Annotated in this window: 12 protein-coding genes; 3 read left to right on the plus strand and 9 right to left on the minus strand. The window is 69.9% G+C overall.

The genetic code is table 11. The annotated features are described in order from the left end of the window. Positions 1-21: 21 nt before the first annotated feature. From R2J76_RS16885 to R2J76_RS16905, 5 genes are all read right to left on the minus strand, one after another. Complete coding sequence (locus R2J76_RS16885) at positions 22-717, minus strand: TetR family transcriptional regulator (RefSeq protein WP_316412812.1); 696 nt, start codon at positions 715-717, stop codon at positions 22-24. Beyond that, on the minus strand, positions 714-5,099 hold the full coding sequence (locus R2J76_RS16890; RefSeq protein ID WP_316412813.1) for an efflux RND transporter permease subunit: 4,386 nt from the start codon (positions 5,097-5,099) through the stop codon (positions 714-716). Before R2J76_RS16890 ends, R2J76_RS16885 begins: the two co-directional genes overlap by 4 nt. A gap of 2 nt (positions 5,100-5,101) precedes the next feature. Continuing rightward, entirely contained in the window at positions 5,102-6,181 is a 1,080-nt protein-coding gene (locus R2J76_RS16895) for an efflux RND transporter periplasmic adaptor subunit (protein WP_316412814.1), read from the minus strand. Positions 6,182-6,206: 25 nt separating this feature from the next. Beyond that, positions 6,207-6,491: an STAS domain-containing protein gene (locus R2J76_RS16900; protein ID WP_316412816.1), complete on the minus strand. Its 285-nt coding sequence runs from the start codon at positions 6,489-6,491 to the stop codon at positions 6,207-6,209. 157 nt (positions 6,492-6,648) lie between these two features. Continuing rightward, positions 6,649-8,274 carry a sigma 54-interacting transcriptional regulator gene (locus R2J76_RS16905; protein WP_316412817.1) on the minus strand — a complete coding sequence of 542 codons (1,626 nt, stop codon included), beginning with the start codon at positions 8,272-8,274 and terminating at the stop codon, positions 6,649-6,651. Between the two features lie 95 nt (positions 8,275-8,369). Here R2J76_RS16905 and R2J76_RS16910 point away from each other — a divergent pair, with 95 nt between their 5' ends. The 3 genes from R2J76_RS16910 to R2J76_RS16920 all read left to right on the plus strand — a co-directional run bounded on the left by R2J76_RS16910 (position 8,370) and on the right by R2J76_RS16920 (position 10,679). Next, the gene (locus R2J76_RS16910; RefSeq protein ID WP_316412818.1) at positions 8,370-8,771 is read left to right on the plus strand and encodes a hypothetical protein; all 402 of its coding nucleotides are present in this window, start codon (positions 8,370-8,372) and stop codon (positions 8,769-8,771) included. A gap of 121 nt (positions 8,772-8,892) precedes the next feature. After that, positions 8,893-9,501, plus strand: coding sequence for a hypothetical protein (locus tag R2J76_RS16915; RefSeq protein WP_316412819.1), 609 nt, complete (start codon positions 8,893-8,895; stop codon positions 9,499-9,501). Next, positions 9,498-10,679, plus strand: coding sequence for a cation:proton antiporter (locus tag R2J76_RS16920; RefSeq protein ID WP_316412820.1), 1,182 nt, complete (start codon positions 9,498-9,500; stop codon positions 10,677-10,679). The genes R2J76_RS16915 and R2J76_RS16920 overlap by 4 nt, the downstream gene beginning before the upstream one ends. Before the next feature lie 60 nt (positions 10,680-10,739). Here the strand turns inward: R2J76_RS16920 and R2J76_RS16925 are convergent, their stop codons facing one another. The 4 genes from R2J76_RS16925 to R2J76_RS16940 all read right to left on the minus strand — a co-directional run bounded on the left by R2J76_RS16925 (position 10,740) and on the right by R2J76_RS16940 (position 20,513). Next, positions 10,740-12,767 carry a TlpA family protein disulfide reductase gene (locus R2J76_RS16925; RefSeq protein WP_316412821.1) on the minus strand — a complete coding sequence of 676 codons (2,028 nt, stop codon included), beginning with the start codon at positions 12,765-12,767 and terminating at the stop codon, positions 10,740-10,742. Between the two features lie 71 nt (positions 12,768-12,838). Continuing rightward, entirely contained in the window at positions 12,839-15,712 is a 2,874-nt protein-coding gene (locus R2J76_RS16930; RefSeq protein WP_316412822.1) for a TonB-dependent receptor, read from the minus strand. A gap of 129 nt (positions 15,713-15,841) precedes the next feature. Continuing rightward, on the minus strand, positions 15,842-17,302 hold the full coding sequence (locus R2J76_RS16935; RefSeq protein WP_316412823.1) for an aminotransferase-like domain-containing protein: 1,461 nt from the start codon (positions 17,300-17,302) through the stop codon (positions 15,842-15,844). After that, on the minus strand, positions 17,289-20,513 hold the full coding sequence (locus R2J76_RS16940) for a serine/threonine-protein kinase (protein ID WP_316412824.1): 3,225 nt from the start codon (positions 20,511-20,513) through the stop codon (positions 17,289-17,291). Before R2J76_RS16940 ends, R2J76_RS16935 begins: the two co-directional genes overlap by 14 nt. Positions 20,514-20,534: the final 21 nt, after the last annotated feature.

The following is a 20,534-nucleotide window of genomic DNA, read 5'->3' on the forward strand; positions in this document are numbered from 1 at the left end:
CGCCGGGACCGTGAAGGCATCCTACGGAATCGGCGCCGGCGGGGCCATGCGCGGGAGTTCGGATTGGGTTCGCCATCGTCCGGATTCCAGCACATGGGCGATGAGCGCCGGGAGGCCCGGGTCGAAGCCCGCGGGGGCCCTGGCGAGCAGGCCCGGGCGCCGCAGGGGGAGCAGCAGCAGGTTCTCGATTTCCAGCACCATCCAGGCCCGGGCGGGTTCGTCCAGATCCGGGCGGAGGGCGGCGACGCAGGCCTCGAGGCGGAGCACCAGGGGGCGGATGGCCTCGGCGGCCGCCGCCTCGGTGCCCTCCCGGGGGCTGGCCATGGCCCGGGCCAGCAGCGCCACCACCACCTTCCCCAGCCGCGGCCCCGCCGGCCCCGGCAGCCCCGCCCCCGGCACCAGGGCGCACAGGGCCCGGAGGGCCTCCCTGGCCGCCGGAGCCGGATCGCCCTCCGCCGGAAGGTCCGGCACCCGCGCCGCCATGCGCGCCGCGAGGCGCCCCGAGAACCGCAGCGCCTCCAGGTACAACCCGTCCTTCCCCCCGAAGTGGAACCAGATGGCCGCGATGCCGGCGCCCGCCTCCTGGCTGATCTTCCGGGTGGTGGCGCCTTCGTACGCATTGCCGGCGAACACGACGATGGCGGCCTTCAGGAGGTGCCACCGGGTGAGGTCCCCCGGGGCCAGGGCGGCGCGGCCCGGGGCGGAGGGGCGGCTCATGACCGGCCCAGCAGCTGGTTCAGTTCGGCATAATCCAGTTCCAGCGCCAGCTTGGCAGCCAGGAGGTCGGCCTCCGCGCCCCGGGCGGCCGCGTCGGCTTCCGCGGCCCGGGCGGCGGAGATCACCCCGGCCTTGCGCTGGTTTGCGGCCAGGCGGGCCCTTTCCACCTGGAGCTCCCGGGCCTCCGACGCGGCCTCCGCCAGGAGCTTGGCGGTCTCGATCTTGCGCAGGACCTTGCCCAGGTCCACGTCGATCCGCCGGCGCAGCCGGTCCCGGTCCTCCCCGGCCTGGGTCAGCTGGGCCCGGCGCTGGCTCACCACGTAGGCCTTGCGCCCCCCGTCGAAGATGGACCAGGACAGGGCCAGCCCGTACGACGTGTAGTTGCTCCGCAGGAAGGGCGCGCCGTCCTGGTGGGTCTGCCGCGCGAAGGCGCTCACGTCCGGGATGAAATCGGCCAGGCCGGCCCGCACGCCGCTGCGCCCCTGGTCCACCTTGGCCTGGGCCCGGCCCAGATCGGGGTTGCCCTTGAGGGCCTCCTCCAGGAGGAGCTCCCGCGCGGGCAGGTCCCGGACCCCGGCCGCGATGGGGGCGGGCTCCACGGGCGCGTCCAGGGGGCGCCCCATCAGGTCGTTGAGCTCGGATTCCAGGTCCAGGATGGAGGCCCGCTCCGTGAGTTCCCGCTGGCGGCTCTGGAGCAGGAGGGCCCGGCTGCCGGTGCGCAGCACCGGGAGGGCGTTGCCGGCCTCCACCGACGTGCGGGCGTCCTGGTCGGCGGCCTCGGCCGCCGCCACCCCGGCCAGGGCCGCCTCCACCCGGGCCCGGGCGATGAGGAGGCCCACGAAGACCTGGCGGGTCTTGAAGGCGATCTCCACTTCCATGCGGCGCAGCTCGGCCCGGGCCGCGCGCTCCTCGGCCGAGGCGGCCTCGTAGCCGTGGTGGCTCTTCAGGAGCTGGGTGAGGGGCTGGCCCACGGTGAGGTTGGCCAGCTTCATGCTGTCCTTCCCCTGGCCCAGGGTCATGTCCTGGGTGGGAAAGGGCCCCAGGCCCGGCACGGCGCCCAGGGAGCCGGCGGGGACCTTCACCAGGTTCTCCGCGTTCAGTCTGGTATAGGTGGCCTCCAGGGACACCTGGGGCAGGAAGTCCGCCCGGGCCCCGCGCCGCCGGGCCTCGAACTCCTTCACCCGGGCCCGGGCGATGCGCACGCCGGCGCTGCGGTCCAGGGCCCCGGCCACGGCCTGGTCCAGGGTGAGGGGGGCCGTCTGGGCCCCCAGGGAGCTGCCCGCCCCCAGGAGCAGCAGCGCCAGGAGGCCGGCGGCCACCGGGGCCTTCCGCCGGCGGAACAGCAGCACGTAGAGCACCGGCACCACCAGGAGGGTGAAGAACATGGAAAAGACCAAACCCACCGCCAGCACGCTGGCCAGGGGGCTCCACAGCTTGGATCCGGAGACGATCATGGGCGTCACCCCCACGGCCGCGGCCATGGTGGTGAGGAAGATGGGCCGGAGCCGGCGTTCACCGGCCTGCTTTGCCGCATCCTCCAGGGTGGCCCCCTGGCGCAGGCGCTCCTTGATGTAGTCCACCAGGATGATGGCGTTGCGCACGACGATGCCGCACAGGCTGATCATGCCCATGAAGGCCGTGAAGCCGAAGGTGTTGCGGGTGAGCAGGAGCCCCGCCACCACCCCGAAGAGGGACAGCGGGATGGACGCCATGACCACCAAAGGCTCCGTGAGGTTGCGGAACTGGATCATGAGGATGAGGAAGATGGCCAGGAGGCTGATGCCGAGCGCGACGATCATCTCCGGGAGGGTCTCCTCCTGGTTGGCCACTTCGCCGCCCCGTTCCACCCGGTAGCCCGGGGACAGGGGCAGGGCATCCACCTTCGGCTGGGTTTTCGCCAGGATGGCGGAGGCATAGACCCCGGCCGCGGGCAGGCAGCGCACCGTCAGGGTGGGAACCCCGTTGCGGCGAACGATCCGGCTGGTTTGCCAGGCGGGCGACAGGTCCGCCACCGCCCGCAGGGGCGCCTTGCTTCCGGACACCCCGGAATTCACGTAGGTGTTGCCCACCGCGTCGAAGGAGCCCCGGTGCTCGGGATCCGCGCGGAGCAGGATGTTCACGGCCCGGTCCCCCTCCCAGAAGGTGCTCACGGGCACGCCGTCGAAGGCCCCCCGGAGGAAGCCCGAGGTCTCCTCGTGGGTGAGCCCCAGCCGGTCGGCCAGGTTGGTGTTCAGGTTCACGTCCAGCAGGGGCGAATCGTTGCGGAAATCCGTGTGCACGAACCGGGAGCCCGGGTCCGACCGCAGGATGGCCTGGATCTGCTCGCCGATGACCTTGAGCTGGGCGGGGTCGTCCCCGCTGATGCGGTACTCGAGGGGGGCCTCCATGACCGCGCCCTGCTGGAGCTCCTGCACCAGCACCATGGCCTCCGGGGCCAGGTCCGCCAGGCGGGAGCGCAGGGCCATCACCAGGGCGGGGGTGGCCTTGGCGTCCCGGGTGTTGACGATGAACTGCCCGTAGGCCGGATCCGGCTGCTGGGGGTTCACGTTGTAGTAGAAGCGGGGCGAGCTCTGGCCCACGAAGCTGGCCACGTGGTCCACCTGGCCGTCGCCCAGGAGCTCCCCTTCGATGCGGCGCATGACCGCGTCCGTGGCCTCGAAGCGCGCCCCCTGGGGCATCCACACATCGATGACGAACTGGTTGCGTTCGGCGTTGGGGAAGAACTGCTGGGGAATGAACCGGAAGAGAAACACCCCCAGGGCGATGGCCGCCGCCCCCAGGGCCACCGCCATGGCCGGCCGGCCCATGAAGACTCCGATGGCCTTGCCGTAGGCCCCCTGGAGCCGGTCCAGGGCGCTGGGCCGTTCCTTCTTCGCCGCGGCGGCGGGGTCATGGAGGCCCTTGTGGATGAAGGTCCGGCACAGGAGCGGCGTGAGGAACACCGCCACCAGGAAGGAGACGGAAAGGGCTACGGCCACGGTGATGGGCAGGGCCATGATGAATTCCCCCGCCGACCCGGTGATGATGAGCAGCGGCAGGAAAGAGGCGATGATGGTCAGGGTGGCGGTGAGCACCGGCACCAGGACCTCCTGGGCCGAACGCCAGGCCGCCTCGGCCTTGGGCACCTGGTGGTCCAGCAGTTCCACGTAGTTGTCGGCGATGACGATGGCGTCGTCCACGACGATGCCCAGCACGAGGATGAGCGCCGCGATGGACACCTGGTGGAGCTGGAGCCCGATGGCGTTCATGACGCCGATGGTGGAGAGCATCGTGGTGGGGATGGCCAGGGCCGCGATGACCGCCACCCGGAAGGGGAGCAGGAGCACCGTCACCAGGATCACGCAGGCGATGGCGATGATGAACTCGTGGCCCATGCTCTCCATGCGCTGCTCCACCACCCGGGGCTGATTGGCGATGTAGTCCAGCTTCAGGTCCGGCGGCAGGAGCGGCCTGATGCGCGCCAGCACCTCCGACACCCGTTCGCCCATTTCCACGATGTTGTGGCCCTTCTGCATTTCAACGGAAAGCATGAGGGCCGGCTTGCCGTCGTAGCGCACCATGAATTCCGGGTCCTGGTAGCGGCGCTCCACCTTGGCGAAATCCCCAATGTAGCTGGGCTGGCCCGTGGGCGAGGCGCCGACCATCACCCGGCCGATCTCCTCCTCCGTGCTGAACAGGGACCGGGTGTGGATGGGAATCCGCTCCTGGTCCGTGCGCAGGTTGCCCGCCCCCTGCACCGCGTTGCGCTGGGCCAGGGCCGCCGCGACCCGGCGCGGATCGGTGAAGTACTGGCTCATGCGCTCCAGGTTGCTGGTGATCCAGATCTGTTCGGACTGGTTGCCGTACAGGGCGATCTTGCCCACGGAGGGCACCGTGCGCAGGGCGTCCTGGATCCGGTCCGCGTAGTCCTTCAGTTCCCGGTACCCGTAGCGCTGGCCGGAAACGGAAACCAGCATGGCCACCGTATCGCCGAAGTCCGAATCCACCACGGGGCCCATCACCTGGGGCGGCAGGGAGGCCGCCTTGGCCAGGAGCATCTCGTGGCGGAGCTTGGACCAGAACTGATCGGGGTTCTTGACGCCCTTCTCCAGTTCCACGTTGATGATGCAGAGGCCGGGGCGGCTGGTGGAGTAGGTCTTCTCCTTGCGCACCTCCTGGAACTTCAGGATGGTGGCTTCCAGGGTCTTGGTGACCTGCTTCTCCACCTGTTCGGAAGTGGCGCCGGGATAGGCGGCGGCCACGATCCCGGTGCGGATGGTGATGGTGGGGTCCTCGGTGCGGGGCATGCCCAGGAGGGAACGGATCCCCACCAGCACGGCCATGGCGGCCAGGATCACCGTGAGGGTGGGGTAGCGGAGGCAGGCCTTGATCACGCGCGTCATGGTCACTTCCCCTCGGGGGCGAGGCGCACGTCCATGCCGTCCCGCAGGCCGTTCTGCCCGGCCACGACGATGGGCTCGGTGCCCAGGAGGCCCGAGCGGATCTGGATGCGGGTGCCCAGCACCTGGCCCGCCTCCACCCGCTTGGAATAGACGCGCCCTTGGTCCGGGAAGAACTGGTACACCAGCGTCGCCCCCTGGGCATCGCGCACGATGGCCCCCATGGGCAGGCTGAGCATGTCCAGCTTCCGGGTGCCCGAGATGGCCACCTCGGCCACCATGCCCAGCTTGAGCTCCTTCCCGGGGTTGGGCACGGAGATGCGGGTCATGTAGGTGCGGGTGGCGGGGTCCGCCGAAACGTTCACCACCTTCACCCGCCCCTGGAAGAACCGCCCCGGCAGGGCCGGCACCCGCACGCTGGCCGCCTGGCCCACCTTCACCAGGCGCACATCGGTTTCAGGCACGCCCACGTTCACTTCCACCGGATCCAGGGGGGAGATCTCGAAGGCCGGCTGGCCCGGCGCCACCATCACCCCCGGTTCCACCAGGCGCCGGGAGAGGTAGCCGCCAATGGGCGCCACCAGCCGGGCGTCGTCCAGGTTCCGGCGCGCCGCGGCCTCCCCGGCCTGGGCCTGCCTGAGCTGCTGGGCCGCCGCGTCCCGGGCCGCCGTGAACTTGGCGAAGTCGTTGGGCGCCAGGCTCCGGCTATCGTGGAGCTGCTTCATGCGCCCGAACTCCTGCTCGGCCTGCCGGGCCCCGGCCGCGGCCGCCTCCGTCTGGGCATGGGCCGCCTCCAGGGCATGGCGCAGGTTCTCGGCGTCCAGTTCCGCCAGCACCTGCCCCTTGCGCACCGGCTCCCCTTCGCGGGGCATCACACGGAGGGTGCGCCCCGGCACCAGGAAGGCCACCGTGGAGGCGTTGCCGGGGGAGGAGAGGGTGCCGCTCACGGTCACCTGCTCGAATTCCAGGGTGTGGGTGGGTTGGGCGACGGCCACGGGAACCCGGGCGTCGGCCGGCTTGGGATCCTTGCCGCGGCCGCAGGCCACGAGGAGGACCGCGGTCCAGGGAATGAGGTATCTGTTCATGGTCTTCCTTGGGAAACGGGGGGAATCAGCCTTGGGGGACATGGGGGAGCTCCTGGAGCAGGGCCGTGACGAAGGGGCCGGAGCCCTGGAGAACGCAGCCGAGCCGCTGGAGCGCGCCCAGGGTCGCCAGCCCCTGGGCGTCCACGAAGGAAACGGCCGCCAGGTCGATGGTCACGGCTCCGCCGGCCTTGGGGAGCCGGGGCAGGTCCATCCACACCCGGAACAGTTCGGCGCTCCAGGGATCGATCAGCTTCCCTTCCAGACGAAGGGTCACCCGCGCGGCATCGGTCTCGATATGGATCCTCAGCACGGAGAACCTCCCCGGAACCCTTAAGGCACAGGGGGTGCCAGTTCCGCGGGGTTCGCGAACGCCAGCTATTTTAATAATTAGCGCTGAGGCTCCCGCTGGCGCGCCGCCGGACGGTGACGACGGGGAGCCAGGGTGATCTCATTTCGTCACGGCGCCCTCAGCGGGGGCGGTGGAGGCCCAGCTTGCGCATCTTGGAATGGAGGGTGGTCCGCTTGAGGCCCAGCCGGTCCGCGGCGGCGCTCACCACCCACCCCGAGGCCTCCAGCGCCTCCCGGATGCCCTGGCGCTCCAGTTCCTCCAGGGTCGCCTCCGGGGAGGCGGCCCGGGGGCCCCGGCCCTGGACCATCTCCCCCAGGGGGATCCGCAGGTCCGGGCCGGGGCTGAGGATCACCGAGCGCTCGATGAGGTTCTGCATCTCCCGGATATTGCCCGGCCAGGGCCAGTCCACCAGGACGGCCATGGCCTCCGGGGGGATGTGCTCGATGCGCTTGTCCATGGCCTTGGCGAATTTCTGGGTGAAGTAGCTCACCAGGGTCGGGATGTCCGCCCGGCGCTCCCGCAGGGGGGGCACCTGGATGGGGAAGACGTTCAGGCGGTAGAAGAGGTCCTCCCGGAAGGTGCCCTGTTCCACCATGCGGGCCAGGTTCCGGTGGGTGGCCGCGATGAGCCGCACGTCCACGGAAAGGGTGCGGCTGCTGCCCAGCCGCTCGAATTCCCGTTCCTGCACCGCCCGCAGCAGCTTGGGCTGGAGCTCCAGGGGCAGGTCCCCGATCTCGTCCAGGAAGAGCGTGCCCTGGTGGGCCAGTTCGAAGCGCCCCACCTTCCGGGCGATGGCCCCGGTGAAGGCCCCCCGCTCATGGCCGAACAGCTCGCTCTCCACCAGGCCCATGGGGATGGCCGAGCAGTTGAGCCGCACGAAGGTCCGCTCCCGGCGCTTGCTGCCCTCGTGGATGGCCCGGGCCAGGAGCTCCTTCCCCGTGCCCGATTCCCCCAGCAGGAGCACCGTGGCGTCCGAGGGCGCCACGGTGCCGATCTGGTCCAGCACCCGCGCCAGGGAGGGGCTGGAACCGATGATCTCCCGGGTGGCGAAGGTCCCCCGCACCTCCTCCTCCAGGTACTGCTTCTCCTCCTCCAGCTTGTCCCGGTTGGAGCGGATGCCCTGGAAGGTGAGGGCGTTGTCCAGGGCCACGGCCACCAGCCGGGCCACTTCCTCCAGGAGGATCAGCAGCTCCCCCGTGAAGGTGCCCTCCTTCCGGCTGCCGAAGCTCAGGACACCCAGGATCCGGTGCCGCGAAAGCAGGGGCAGGTGGCAGGTGGCCGCGATGCCCTCCCGCTCCATGAGCCGCGCCAGGGCCGGCGGCTGGATGGTGGCGATGCGGTCCGGGCCCAGGATGTCCACCTTGCCCGTGTTCAGGGCCTTGCTGGCCACCGGCAGGAATTCGGGAATCTCCTCGCCCACGGTGTACTGCCCCCGCATGGCGGGCAGATCCAGGAGCCGGAGCCGCTCCTGGGAGAGGTCGTCGTTCACGGCCGTGAGGGCGATGAAATCGTGGTGGACCCGCTCCTGCAGGGCCGAGGAGATGGCCACGAACAGTCCCTCCGGATCCAGATGCTCCAGGAGCAGGTGATTGATATGGAGCACCAGGGTCTGCCGGTCCCGTTCGGCCTCCAGCCGCTCCACCCGGCTCCGCAGCTCGCCCAGACGCGCGGCGCTCCGGCGGGCCCGGGCCAACCACGCGCGCCGCCTGGGCGAAACCCCGCCCGGGGAAAGGGGCACCATCATCCGTTCATCTCCAGGGACACCCGAAGGGCCCAGCATACCATCGGGCCGCCCGCCTCTCCGGGCCGAAGCGGAGCCCCTTCCGGTTACACTGGAACGTGGCCGCCTTCCTCCAACAGCTCTTCATAACGCTGGCGATCTTCGCCAGTTGTGGGCTGTCCGGCCTGGCCCGCGGGGCGCCGCGGTGGGTCCTGGGCGCCGCGGCGGGCCTGCCCCGCCCCGCCCTGGTCCACGGCTTCGACCTCTTCGGCAAGGCCACCCGGCCCGGAGGGGCGGCGCGCCCCACCCGCAGGGCCGAAGCCCCCTCCGGCCCGAAGCTCATGGGCCCCGGCGGCGACGGCCCGGATCACCCCTGCCTCGCCCAGGCCTTCTCCGCCCCGTCCTGGCCGGCCCCCTGGGGGTGCGCGCCCGGTGGGCGCCCCGGCGAAGCCGGCCGGCCCCTGAAGGGCCTGCAGCCTGAACAGGGCGGAATGCGCGGCCCCCCCACCGCCCGCGGGTAGCCCCGGAATCGCGGAAAGGGACGTCCGGGAGCCTTCCCGGCGGGAGGGCGCCCCGGACCGGAATCGAAGCCGCGGCCGGCCGGAATCCCCGGCGCGGCCGCCGTGGTGGAAGTGCAGCCCCATGATCAGCTCAACCGGGCAATTGACGCGCCAGGTGGACCTCTGGACCCGGCAGACCCTCGCCTTCGGGGGTTTCCTGGTCCACCTCTACCGGCGCCTCCAGGACGAAAAACAGGCGGCCACCGCCCTGGAGGTCATGGCCCCCTCCCAGGAACGGGCCGCCCGGCTGGGCCTCGCCCCCGTCGAGCCCCTGGACCGGGACCCCCCGGACGAGACCGAGGCGGAGGCCCGGGCCTGGCAAGGGCTCGTGGAAGCCCAGATGGGCTTCTGCTCCTTCCATGCCATGGTGGACGGCCCCCGGGGGCCGAGGCGCAGGGCGGAACGGGCCTACCGCGCCGCGGTGCGGGGCTTCGTGACCGCCTTCCCGGTGGAATGGGTGGCGGAGCGCTGGGAGGCCATCCTGGACCAGGTCTCCACCCGCTGCGCGGACGGCTTCATCCAGGACCTGGGCGAGGACGGCGACCCCGAGGACCGGGCCGAACTGCACCGGCTCATCAGGTCCAACCTCCACCAGGGCTTCACCCGGGCCTGGGCCGAACAGCAGGCCCCCGCGGCGGGCCCCGGCGACGTAAACTACCAGCCGGCCGAACCCCTGGGAGCCAGGCCATGACCCACGCCATCCTACCCACCATCGCCCTGGGCCTCCTGGCCGCCTTCGTCCTGGCCCTCCTCCTGGCCCGCCTCAAGATCCCCAGCATCGTCGGCTACCTGCTGGCCGGCATCCTCGTGGGCCCCCACACCCCCGGCTTCGTGGGCAACAGCGCCGCCGCGGGCGAACTGGCCGAGGTGGGCGTCATCCTCCTCATGTTCGGCGTCGGCCTGCACTTCTCCCTGCAGGACCTGCGCAAGGTCTGGAAGATCGCCGTGCCCGGCGCCCTGCTCCAGATCCTCGTGGCCACCCTCCTGGGGACCTGGCTGGCCACGGCCTGGGGCTGGCCCTTCGCCTCGGGCCTGGTCTTCGGCCTCAGCCTCTCCTGCGCCAGCACCGTGGTCCTGCTCAAGGCCCTGGATTCCCGGGGCCTCGCCAAGGTCCCCCAGGGCCACATCGCCATCGGCTGGCTGCTGGTGGAGGACATCGTATGCGTGGTGGTGCTCCTGCTGCTCCCCACCCTCGCCGCCATGCAGGGCGTCCAGGGAAGCGCCGGTTCCTCCCTGGTGACCGTGGGCAAGCTGGTGCTGGCCGCCCTCCTGAAGATCACCCTGCTGGCCACCCTCATGCTCTTCGCCGGCACCCGGGGCGTGCGCTGGCTGCTCCACGAAGTGCTCCGCCACAATTCCAGCGAACTCTTCAACCTGGCCATCGTCGGCATCTCCGTGGGCCTGGCCTTCCTGGTGTCCGTCCTCTTCAACGTCAGCTTCGCCCTGGGCGCCTTCCTCGCCGGCGCCCTGGTCAACGGCCAGCCCATCAGCCACCGCATCCTCAACAACATCCAGCCCCTCCAGGACACCTTCTCGGTGCTGTTCTTCGTGTCCGTGGGCATGCTCTTCGACCCCGCCGTGCTCCTCCACCACCCCGTCAAGGTGCTGGCGGTGCTGGGCATCATCCTCTGCGGCAAGTCCTTGGCCGCCTTCCTCCTCATGCGCCTGATGCGCTTCGGCAACCGCCCCGCCCTCGTCGTCTCCGCCGGCCTGGCCCAGATCGGCGAATTCTCCTTCATCCTCGCCAGCCTCGCCATGTCCGTCGGACTCCTGTCCCCGGAGGGCTACCAGCTCATCATCGCGGGATCGATCCTGTCCATCGCGCTGAACCCCAGCCTCTTCGCCGGGGCGACGCCGGCGGAGGCCTGAGCCCCGGGAAACGAAAGCCCCCGGGCTGCCGGGGGCTTTCGGGTCACGGGGTCCTGGAGTTCAGCGCAGGAATTTCTCCAGGGTCTTTTCCAGGTTCTCCTCACGCAGGTCGCCGCCCTTGGCGAGCAGTTTCCCGTCGGGTCCGATCAGGAAGAGGGAGGGGAATCCGGCGACCCCGAAATCCGTCACCATGGGATCGGCGGCCTCCTTCGTGTCGTGGAGCAGGCCGTGCTTCCAGGGCATCGGGAACCCGGGCTTTTTCCGGAAGGCGATCACCGCGTCGGCCTTGGCCTCCTTGGCGACGGAGAGGATCTCGAAGCCCTTGTCCTTGAATTTCGCGTACACCTTGTGGGTCGTGGGCAGCTCCTTGACGCACCAGCCGCACCAGGTGCCCCAGAAGTCCACGAGCAGGTACTTGCCCTTGAAGTCGGCGAGGGTGTACGTCTTGCCCGGATCCTCCAGGTTCTCGATCCGGAAGGCGGGAGCCATGCTGCCGATGGCGGTCTTCAGTTCCCCCTGGACCATCTTTTCCACCATCTTCACGGTCTGGGATTCCGGATCCAGGGCCTTGGCCTTGGCGACGGTGGCCAGGGCGGCCTGGGGGTCCTTGGCGAGGAGCTCATAGGCGTCCGAGGCGAACAGGGCGGCCCGGACCTGGGGAATGCCTTCGGCGCGCAGGGCCTCCACGTAGGGCTTGGCCTCGTCCCCCCAGATCTGGGCCAGGCCGGGCGCGGCGTCGGGGGCGACCCTCCAGGCCTCCGAGGAGGGCTTGACCTCCTTGAGCACCTGGTCCTTGAAGGCCGATTCCAGGCGCAGCTGGGGCGCGAAGGTGGCCTCCTGGACCAGGAGGGCTTCCCTGAGCAGCCCGGTGGCCTTCCGCGCCCGTTCCCGGAGGGGTCCCAGGATCGCGGGATCGACCTGGAACGGGTCGGGCTTCTTGGCTTCCCCGTGGGCCTGGACCGCGGCCCTGACCTTGGCGGCGATGGCCTCCAGGTCCTTCTGGAGGGCCGCGAAGTCGACCGCCGGGGCCCCGGCGCCGATGAACCTGGCCACCGCGGCCTCCAGGTCCCCGTGGAGGGCCTTGTCGTCGGCCAGGACCTTGCCGTCGGGGCCGATGAGCACCAGGGTCGGCAGCTGATGGATCCCGTAATCCTCGGAGATGGGGTTGTCCCGGGTGCGGCTCTTGGAGTCGAACACCACCACGACGTTGTGCCAGGGCATGGGCGTCGCGGGGTTCTTCCGGTAGGCCTGGACCACCTCCGCGCTCTTGTCGTCGGCCACGCTGAGCATTTCCAGGCCCTTGTCCTTGTAGGCCGCGTGGACCTTGTGGAGGGTGGGCATCGCCTCCTTGCAGGGAACGCACCAGGTGGCCCAGAAATCCATGAGGAGGTACTTGCCCTTGAAGCTCTCCAGGGTCAGGACCTCCCCGTTCCCGTCGAGGGTGCGCACCTTGAACGCCGGCGCGGGCTTGCCGACGTTGATGCGGACCGTGGCGTAGGACCTGATCTCGGCCGTGATCTTCGCCTTGGGGAATTCCTTCTCCAGGCGCGCCAGGGCCTTCTTCCAGGCCGCCTCGTCCCCACCGGAATGGGCCGCGTAGAAGGCATTCACCAGGAGGGACTGGCGCAGTTCGGGCACCGTGGCCCGCTCGGTGAACCGTTCCAGGAAGGCGCTCATGTCGGCGGGCGACTTGAAGTCCCGGGCCAGGAACAGGGGCCCCTGAGGGTAGAGGGCCCAGAGGGGGGAGTCCATGGGCACCGTCTTCAGGAGGGCCAGGTCCTCGGGATCGAGGGTGTTCGCTTGGACCGGCTTCATGCTCTTGTAGGCGCACAGGGCCAGGCCCAGGGCCATGCGCATCTCGGGCCGCTTCTCCCGCTTGAGCCGGGCGGCGCAGGCGTCGATGTCGGGCTGGAGGTCGAAGGTGAAGGAGGTGTAGGGCTTGCCCGCACCCAAATGGACCGTGAGGGCCTTGGTGAAGGCTTCGTTCCGGGCGCGCACGGCCTTGATGAGGGCCTGGGCGTCGGGGGACGGGGCCTTGGCCGCGAACAGGGCGGGTCCAAGGCAGACAACGGCTGCGAGGGTTCTCATGGGGGATCTCCAGGTGTTTCGCCCCGGGCGGGGGCAGTGCGCGGGCCGGCTTGCGCCGGCCCCCATGGTTTCTAGAACTTGAAGACCGTCACCAGTTGGACGGAGCGCCCGGTTTGATAGGCGCTGGTCATGCCGTCATAGGGTGCCTGGGGCGTGTAGACCCCGCCCATGCCCATGCCGTAGTGCAGGATGTTCATGACGGGCATCCAATTGAGCAGGTTGTTGATGTTCACCTTCGCGAAGACCGTGGCCTTGCGGTAGACCGGCTGTTCGAAGCCCATCTGCAGATCGAGGGTGAAGGAGGCGGGCTGGTGGTCCACGCCCAGGGCGGCGAAGGTGCGGGTGAAGGTGGCGGCGTAGCCCTGGGCGACGAGGGCGCCGGGGGTCAGGTCCATACCGGTCTTGAATCCGGCCGCGGACCGGCCCCGGTAGGTGGCCATCAGTCCGGCGTTGGCCCTGCCCTTGCCCACCGGCTGCGTGTAGGACGCGGAGAAATTCCCGGAGAGGGGCATGTCCACGCTGGGGATGGGGCCGTAGGGATTGAGCGCCTCGGAGGAGATGCCGCCGCCGAAGTTGTTGGCTTCGGAGGTGGAGCCGTTGAGGGTCTCGCTGGCGTTGCCGAGGGTGCGGGACCAGGTGAAATTCGCGTTGTAGCTGAGGCGCTCGGTCACCTGTTGGTTCCAGGTGACCTCCAGGCCGGTGTAGTTGGATTTGCCGTTGGGATCGTTGGTGATGATCACCTTGGCGACGCCGGGGCCCATGCCGTTGCCGTACCAGAAATCGTCCAGGAACCGGTCATTCCAGCGGCGGACGAAGGTCGCGGTGAAGGCGCGTCCCGGCGCCTCATGCCGGTAACCCAGGGTCAGTTCCCTCACCCGGGGGGCCTTGAGGTTGGGATCGACGAATACATTGCGATTGGTGATGGGGTCCTTGGTGAACACGGGGTTGGCCTGCCCCGTGCCTCCGGCCCCGTTGCCCCAGGCCGCCCAGTTGATCTGGCCGTTGGCCGTGAGGGCGTCGGCGCCCGTGCCCTGGGCCCCGCCGCCCGTGCCCACATAGACATACTGCCGCTGGACCGGTGTTTGGGAAACGGAAGCGGCGCCCAGCTGGCCCTGCAGAACGGCGCCCGCGTATTCGGCGGCGCTGAGGGTCAGCTGGTGGGCCTTGTCCCCCTTGAAGTCGTAGGTGGCCGAGAAGCGCGGCGTGAAGGCGTCGAACTCGAAGCGGTTGCCCTCGGGGGTGCTGGTGCTCTTGTAGCGGTCGTAGCGCAGGCCCAGGTTGAACCACCAATGGGTGTCGAAGGTCCAGGCGTCATTGATGTAGAGGGAGTTCACGTGGGTGTCCACCTTCCCCTCCACGGGCTGGTACCAGTCCAGGCTGGTCTCCACCACGTTGCCGGCCACCAGGTTGCGGTTGGAAAGGGCGGAGGTGGCCGGGCGGTCCCCATCCCGGTAGCCGTAGAACGTGATGAAGTACCCCGAGGGGTACTTGCCGGCGGCCGCCTCGTGGGTGTACGTGTACCCCTGGAAGCCGGCCTCGATCTGGTGCTGGCCGGCGGCGTCCAGGAACTTGGTGACGCTCGCGGCGGCCATCTTCATGTGCGATTCGACCCGGGAACCGGCATTGGTGCCGTTGTCCAGGATGTCCCGGCTGAGGTAGTCGTACCAGGTGGGCACGGTGGCGCCGCCCGTGGAGCCGTCGCCGGATCCGCCCGACTTGCTGTACGAGTCATTGTACTTGGCGTCGAGCAGGAGGGTCTCCGACAGCTGGCCCGTGTAGCCCAGGGACCACAAGCCCTTCTTGGTGCGGCGCCGTCCGTCCAGGGTCGCGAGGGAGGTGGAATTGCCATCCGGGGCCGAGAGGTTCAGCCAGTTGGTTTCGGTCTCGTTGAATTGGGTGAAGAGGCGGTGGGAGGTGGTGATGTTCCAGTCCAGCTTGGCGTCCTTGCGGGTCTCATCCTGCGTGTAGCTGTAGGGAACGCCGCCGAAGTTGAGGGACGTGGTCTTCGTGTGGTACGTGGGCACGGGGGACTGCCCCTGGTACCCGAAGGCGAAGAAGAGCTTGTCCTTGAGGATGGGCCCCATGAAGGTGTAGCTCTGGGTGATGTGGTGGGCGTCCTCGGGCGGTGTGGGGCTCATCCCGAACAGCGCATAAAGTTCCGGGTACTTGCCCCGGCTGTTCCATTTCTGGTTGCTGATCTCCAGCCGGCTGGTGCCCTGGAATTCGTTGGTGCCGCTCTTGGTCGTCACATTGATGACGCCGCCGGAAAAGCGCCCGTAACGGGCGGAGATGCCCGAGGTGAGCACCTGCACCTGGTCGATGAAGTCATTGTTCATCTTCGCGTTGCGCCCGCCGTAGTTGCCGTCCGTGACATTGACGCCATCCACCTGGTAGCTGTTCTGGTATTCGTCCGCGCCGTGGATGATGAATTTATTTGCGCCCGGAGTGAGCCCGATGACCTGGTCCACCCGGTCGAAGCTGGTGTTGCCCACCACAGGCAATTCATTGATCTGGTCGAAGTTGGTCATGAGCCCCGTCTTGGCCTGGCTGGGGTCCACGGCCAGGGCTTCGGCCATGGCCACCACCTCCACCACCGCGCTGGCCTGGGGCCGCAGCTGGAGGTTGAGGGTCGAGGTTTGGTTCACGGTGATCACGATATCGGTGCGGATATCCACCATGCCGGGAACGGCCACCTTCACGGTGACCTTGCCGGGCACCAGGTTGGGGACCAGGAACTGGCCCTTGGCGTCGGTGGTGGCTTCGTGGTTGCCCCGGGGTGTGGCGACGCGCACCAGCTGATGGCTGACGGGCTTGCCGTCGGGGCTCTTGATGTTGCCGACCAGGTGGCCGACGGGGCTGGTCTGCGCCCAGACCAGGGTGGGGGAAGCGGCGATGAGCAGGGCAATGAGACGGGACCTGCCGGTACGGGGGAGGACGGCTCTCATGAAGGACCTCATGGGGGAGGGGGTGGAAGGGAATGGGAATGAAACCAGGGGAGTACAGCCCCTAGGGTGATCCCCCCCTTCCCGGGCCCGGTTATCCGGTTTTGCATCTGGCCGGTATACCGGTCCCTGTCACCGGGGCCTCGCGGCCCCGGCGCGGGCGGCCTCCAGGCGCCGGACCGCCGCCTCCAATTCCGTTTCGTCCACCTGGGCAAAGCCCATGCGGAAGCCCTGCCCGGGCTCGCCCAGGTAGAACCGCGAGGGGGGATTCAGCACGAGGCCCTTCGTCCGCACCGCCTGGATCCAGGCCTCCACCTCGACCCCTTCCCTTCCCCGGAGCCAGAGGCTCATGCCCCCCAGGGGGGCCTGGACCTCCAGCGCGTCCCCCAGCCCGCTTCGCAGCCTTCCCACCAGGAAGTCCCGGCGGGCGGCGTAGACCTTGCGCATCTTCCGCAGGTGCCGGGCCAGGTTCCCGTCCCGGATGAGGTCCGCCACGGCCCATTCCAGCACCGGGTCGCCCTGCTCCCCCAGGGTGCGCTTGATGCGGGCCAGGAAGGGCACGAGAGGCTGCGGAATGACCAGGTAGCCCAGCTTCAGGCCGGGAGCCAGGAGGCGGGACAGCGATCCGATGTGGAGCACCTGGCCCGTCTGGTCCACGGCCAGCAGAGGCTCGGGACGCACCTCGCCATAGTGGATCTCCCCGTCATAGTCGTCCTCCAGGACCGCGACCCGGTATTCGGCGGCCAGACGAAGGATCTCGGCCTTGCGCTCGGGCGCCAGGGTGGCGGTGGTGGGGAACTGGCGGCGGGGGGTGAGGTACAGCAGGTGGATCCGCTCCCGCTTCAGCAGTTCCTCCAGGGCCGCGGGAATCAGCCCGTCGGCGTCCACCGGCACGGGCCGGAGGTGGAGCTTGGCGGCCTGCTGGAGGATCTCCCAGGCCCCCCGGTGGCCGGGGTTCTCCACCGCCGCCAGGCTTCCGGGTTTGAACAGGCTGGCGGCCACCATGGCCAGCGCGCCCCGGCTTCCCCGGGTGATGAGCACGCGGTCGGCGGTCACCCGCACGCCGTGGCGCTCCGAGATCCAGGCGGCCACCGTTTCGCGGAGCAGGGGCGTGCCCAGGGGGTCCCGGTCCTCCAGCAACCGGGCTCCATCCCGCCGCAGCGCCCGCTGGTAGCCCCGGGCCAGTTCCTCGGCCGGGGCGAGGCGGGGATCGGCGGCCCCGTCCTCCAGGAGGAGGCTGCCGTCCAGGGCCGTGGACATGGGCCGCAGGAGGCTGGGCAGGTCGAAGCCCACCCGGGTCGTCGGGAGGGTGACCGGACGCCCCTTCTCGCCCGAGGGCAGCTCCGTCGCCACGAAGGTCCCGCAATTGGGTTGGGTGACAAGCCAGCCCTGGGCCTCCAATTCCTCGAGGGCGAGAATGATGGTCCGCCGGCTGACGTCCAGTTGCTCGGCCAGGACCCGGGACCCGGGCAGGGCGGTGCCGGGCGGCAGGCGTCCTTCCAGGATGGCCTTCTGCAGGGTCAGGGCGATGCGTTGGCCCAGGGTCGCGCCGGGGGCCTCCACGAGGGCAAGGGAGAGTTCACGGGCGCGCAAGGGGACCTTCCGACGTCAGGGCGCGGGCCTGCTCCAGGAGGGGGAGCAGGGAGCGCTGGAGGTTGCGGTTCGCACGGAGGGCCTGGCGGAAGGCTTCCGCGGCCTCCCGGGCCCGCCGGGCACGGGCGGCGGGGGACGGCTCCGCCTGCGCCAGGGCCAGGAGGATCTCTCCGCGCAGGCGGAGGGATCGGCCCTTGCCCTCCCGGCAGATCTCGCCCAGACGCGACCTGCGGCGCGTATCACCGGCCACGTCCCCGGGGGACATGGGGCCCAGCGTCCGGCATGCCTGGTCGCTGAGCCGCAGCCCCTCCAGCAATTCGGCGATCCCCCCAGAAGGGGTGCGGCCCTGGAGGTAGAGCCGGGTGGCCCGGGACATCAGCATGAAGCCCGGAACCTCCGGTTGCTTCAGGAAGAACGTCTCCTGGGCCTTGGCCCGTTCGAGCCAGGGACCAGGGTCCCTGCCCGTCTCCAGGCGGCGCCGGGCCGCGGCGAGTTCGGCGTCGATGAGTTGGAGATAGCGCTGGTTGGCCCCGGAGCCATCCGGGCTGGCGGGCTCCCGCGAAAGGCGGTTTTCCAGGGCCTCCCAGGCGGCGGGACTATCCAGGCATTCCGCCTTCCGTAGCAGGATCATCATGTCCTCATCCGGCCACAGGGCGGCATTGGCGGGCAGGCTCCCGAAGGTGGCCTCCGCCCGGGCAAGGGCTTCGCGCGGGTCCCCACCGGTCTGGTGCGCATAGGACGCGAGGAGCAGATCGGCCAGAACGCGGTAATGGCCATTGAAGACGCCAGAAGCCTGCCGGTTCGCCGCCACCGCCTCCAGGATCTCCGTGGGGTCGCCCCCGGTTTCCAGGAGCATCGAACCGGCATGGCATCCCATCGGGGCCACGTAGTCGTCCCCGGGTTCGTGGTTGCGGAGGGTATTCCAGCCCAGGAGCCCAGCCTCCAGGCCCGATTGGCCGTACGCCTCGCAATAGGACCCGTAGGAGAGCAGAGCGAAGGTCAGGGCGCGGAGGTTGCGCCGGGAGGGAGGATGCTCCGAGGCCTGGATGAGGGTCCTGAGCTCCTGGAGGATGGGCGAGGGGTCCAGGCCCCGCTCCAGGCGATGGACGACCGCCGTCGAACCCAGGAACCGCGCCTGTCCCTCGACCAGGTGGGGATCGGTGGCACTGACCCGCATGCCCAGATCCAGCCAGTACCGGGCCTGGCCCAGGAGCCGGGACGGGGGCGCGGTCCGCTCCGTGGGGCAGGTGTCCTGGGTCCAGAAGGCGCCGGCGAGGGCCGCATAGACCCGGGGATGGCTGGGCGCGACCCGGCGGATTTCCAGGAGCAGATCCAGGGCCTGTTGGCGGAGGGGCTCCACGTGGGAGGAGCATTCCGGCGGCCACACGGCTGAATCGCGCGCGGCCTTGTAGGCAAGGTCATCCGCCTGGTCCACCAGGGCTTCCGCCTCCTCGAACATGGCGTCCAGGTCGCTGGGAAACTGGGCCCGGTAGGCCCGGGCCATGCGGACGCGGTCCTCCATGCGGGCATTGCCCTGGACGGAGGTTTCCGCGAGGTCCACCAGGTGGGCCAGGCGGGCCTGGTCCGTGCTTCCGCGGCCCCTGAGCAGGGAACGCGCGGGGACCAGGTAGCGCCGGATGGCCTCCTCCCGTTTCCGCAACAGGGCGGCCCGGTCCCCTTCCATGGCCTGGTCCTGCAGCCGCGTCTGGTACTGGGCCACCAGGGCAAGGGCCAGCCAGGACCGGGCGGCTTCGGTCCGGTATCCTCCGTCCCAGGCCTTCTGGAAGTAGGCGGCCGCTTCCGTCTCCTCCGCGCCAAGAAGCAGATGGGCCTGGCCGAGGGCCATCAGGCCGGGGCCCTGGGCCGATGCGCCCCCCTTGGCCAGGGTCTGCTCGATCACCTTCAGGGCCCCGCGGGCCTGGTCCACTTCGGCATCGATGGCATGGAAGGGCAGCCGGTGGATGCGGTCCAGTTCGCCCCGCAGATCCTCCACGATGCGCTGGAAGTGGTGGTCCCAGTCCGCCTGTTGGGAGATGAAGGCCGCGTGGCGGGTGAGGGGGATGACCGTGCCCACCAGGAGGACGAGACCGAGGGCCCCCACCCACTGGACCTTGCGGTTGCGCCGGACCCACTTGCTCAGGCGGTAGAGGCGGCTGGTCCCCATGGCCCGCACCGGTTCGGCCCTCAGGAAGCGGTCCAGGTCCTCCGCCAATTCCCGTGCGGTGGCGTAGCGGTCCCCGGGACGCTTTTCCATGCACCGGTGCACGATGCGGGCCAGATCCGGGGGCACCTCCGGGCTCCGCTGGCGCAGGGGCACGGGCGGGGCCTGGGCCATCGCTGCCAGCAGGCCGTCGAAGTCCCGGGCCTCGAAGGGGATCCTGCCCGAAAGCAGGACGTAGAGGATGACGCCCAGGGCGTAGACGTCCGTGGCGCGGCCCAGCTGGGAGACCTCGCGGGCGAGCTGTTCGGGGCTGGTGTAGGGCGGCGTTCCCATGGGGCAGGCGCCGCTTCCGTCCGGGGTCTGGCCCCTCACCATGCCGAAGTCGCCGATGGTGGGATGGAGGCTGCCGTCCTCGCCGGTTTCCACCAGCACGTTGTTCAGCTTGAGATCCAGGTGGATGAGCCCCTTCTGGTGGGCGGCGTGCACGCCCAAGGCGATGTCCCGCACGATGCGGACCTTCTCCTCCATCCCGAGGCCCGAGGCCACGCCGGCCAGGGTGGGCCCGTCCACCAGCTGCATGACCAGGAAGCCTTTCCCCACTTCGTAGATGCGGCAGACATTGGGATGCTCCACCTGGGCCTGGGCCCGGGCCTCGTCCAGGGTGGGCCCGTCCGGATCCTTCAGCACCTTGATGGCCACCTGGCGCTGGAGCAGCGAATCCATGGCCTTGAAGACCCGCGCCGTCGCGCCCTCCCCCAGGAGCACCAGGTCCCGGTACCGGTCGCCCAGGCCCTGCAGTTCCCCCACGGGCGCCGGCCCCTTGAAGAGGGGATCCACCCAGGAGCCCGCCTCCCGTCCGATGGCGTCCCAGGCCAGGGAATGGAGAAGCCCCTCGGGCAGGTCCCCCGAGGCCACCAGGGAGGCCAGTTTGTCCCCCCAGTAGGCCGAAGCGCCCTGACCCGATGCCGGGCCCTCCGGGCGGTCCTCCCCCAGGATGCCCTGGGCTTGGGCGTCCTTGAGGATGCGGGAGGTCAGGGATCGGGAGAACATGGAATTGGAAACGATCCGTCC

This window comes from Mesoterricola silvestris, from assembly GCF_030295405.1.
Taxonomy (GTDB): domain Bacteria; phylum Acidobacteriota; class Holophagae; order Holophagales; family Holophagaceae; genus Mesoterricola; species Mesoterricola silvestris.

Excerpts from the sequence above, each read along its gene's own strand:
- R2J76_RS16885 (WP_316412812.1), bottom strand. The coding sequence starts at position 717 with ATGAGCCGCCCCTCCGCCCCGGGCCGCGCCGCCCTGGCCCCGGGGGAC.
- R2J76_RS16890 (WP_316412813.1), bottom strand. The coding sequence starts at position 5,099 with ATGACGCGCGTGATCAAGGCCTGCCTCCGCTACCCCACCCTCACGGTG.
- R2J76_RS16895 (WP_316412814.1), bottom strand. The coding sequence starts at position 6,181 with ATGAACAGATACCTCATTCCCTGGACCGCGGTCCTCCTCGTGGCCTGC.
- R2J76_RS16905 (WP_316412817.1), bottom strand. The coding sequence starts at position 8,274 with ATGATGGTGCCCCTTTCCCCGGGCGGGGTTTCGCCCAGGCGGCGCGCG.
- R2J76_RS16915 (WP_316412819.1), top strand. The coding sequence starts at position 8,893 with ATGATCAGCTCAACCGGGCAATTGACGCGCCAGGTGGACCTCTGGACC.
- R2J76_RS16920 (WP_316412820.1), top strand. The coding sequence starts at position 9,498 with ATGACCCACGCCATCCTACCCACCATCGCCCTGGGCCTCCTGGCCGCC.
- R2J76_RS16925 (WP_316412821.1), bottom strand. The coding sequence starts at position 12,767 with ATGAGAACCCTCGCAGCCGTTGTCTGCCTTGGACCCGCCCTGTTCGCG.
- R2J76_RS16930 (WP_316412822.1), bottom strand. The coding sequence starts at position 15,712 with ATGAGAGCCGTCCTCCCCCGTACCGGCAGGTCCCGTCTCATTGCCCTG.
- R2J76_RS16940 (WP_316412824.1), bottom strand. The coding sequence starts at position 20,513 with ATGTTCTCCCGATCCCTGACCTCCCGCATCCTCAAGGACGCCCAAGCC.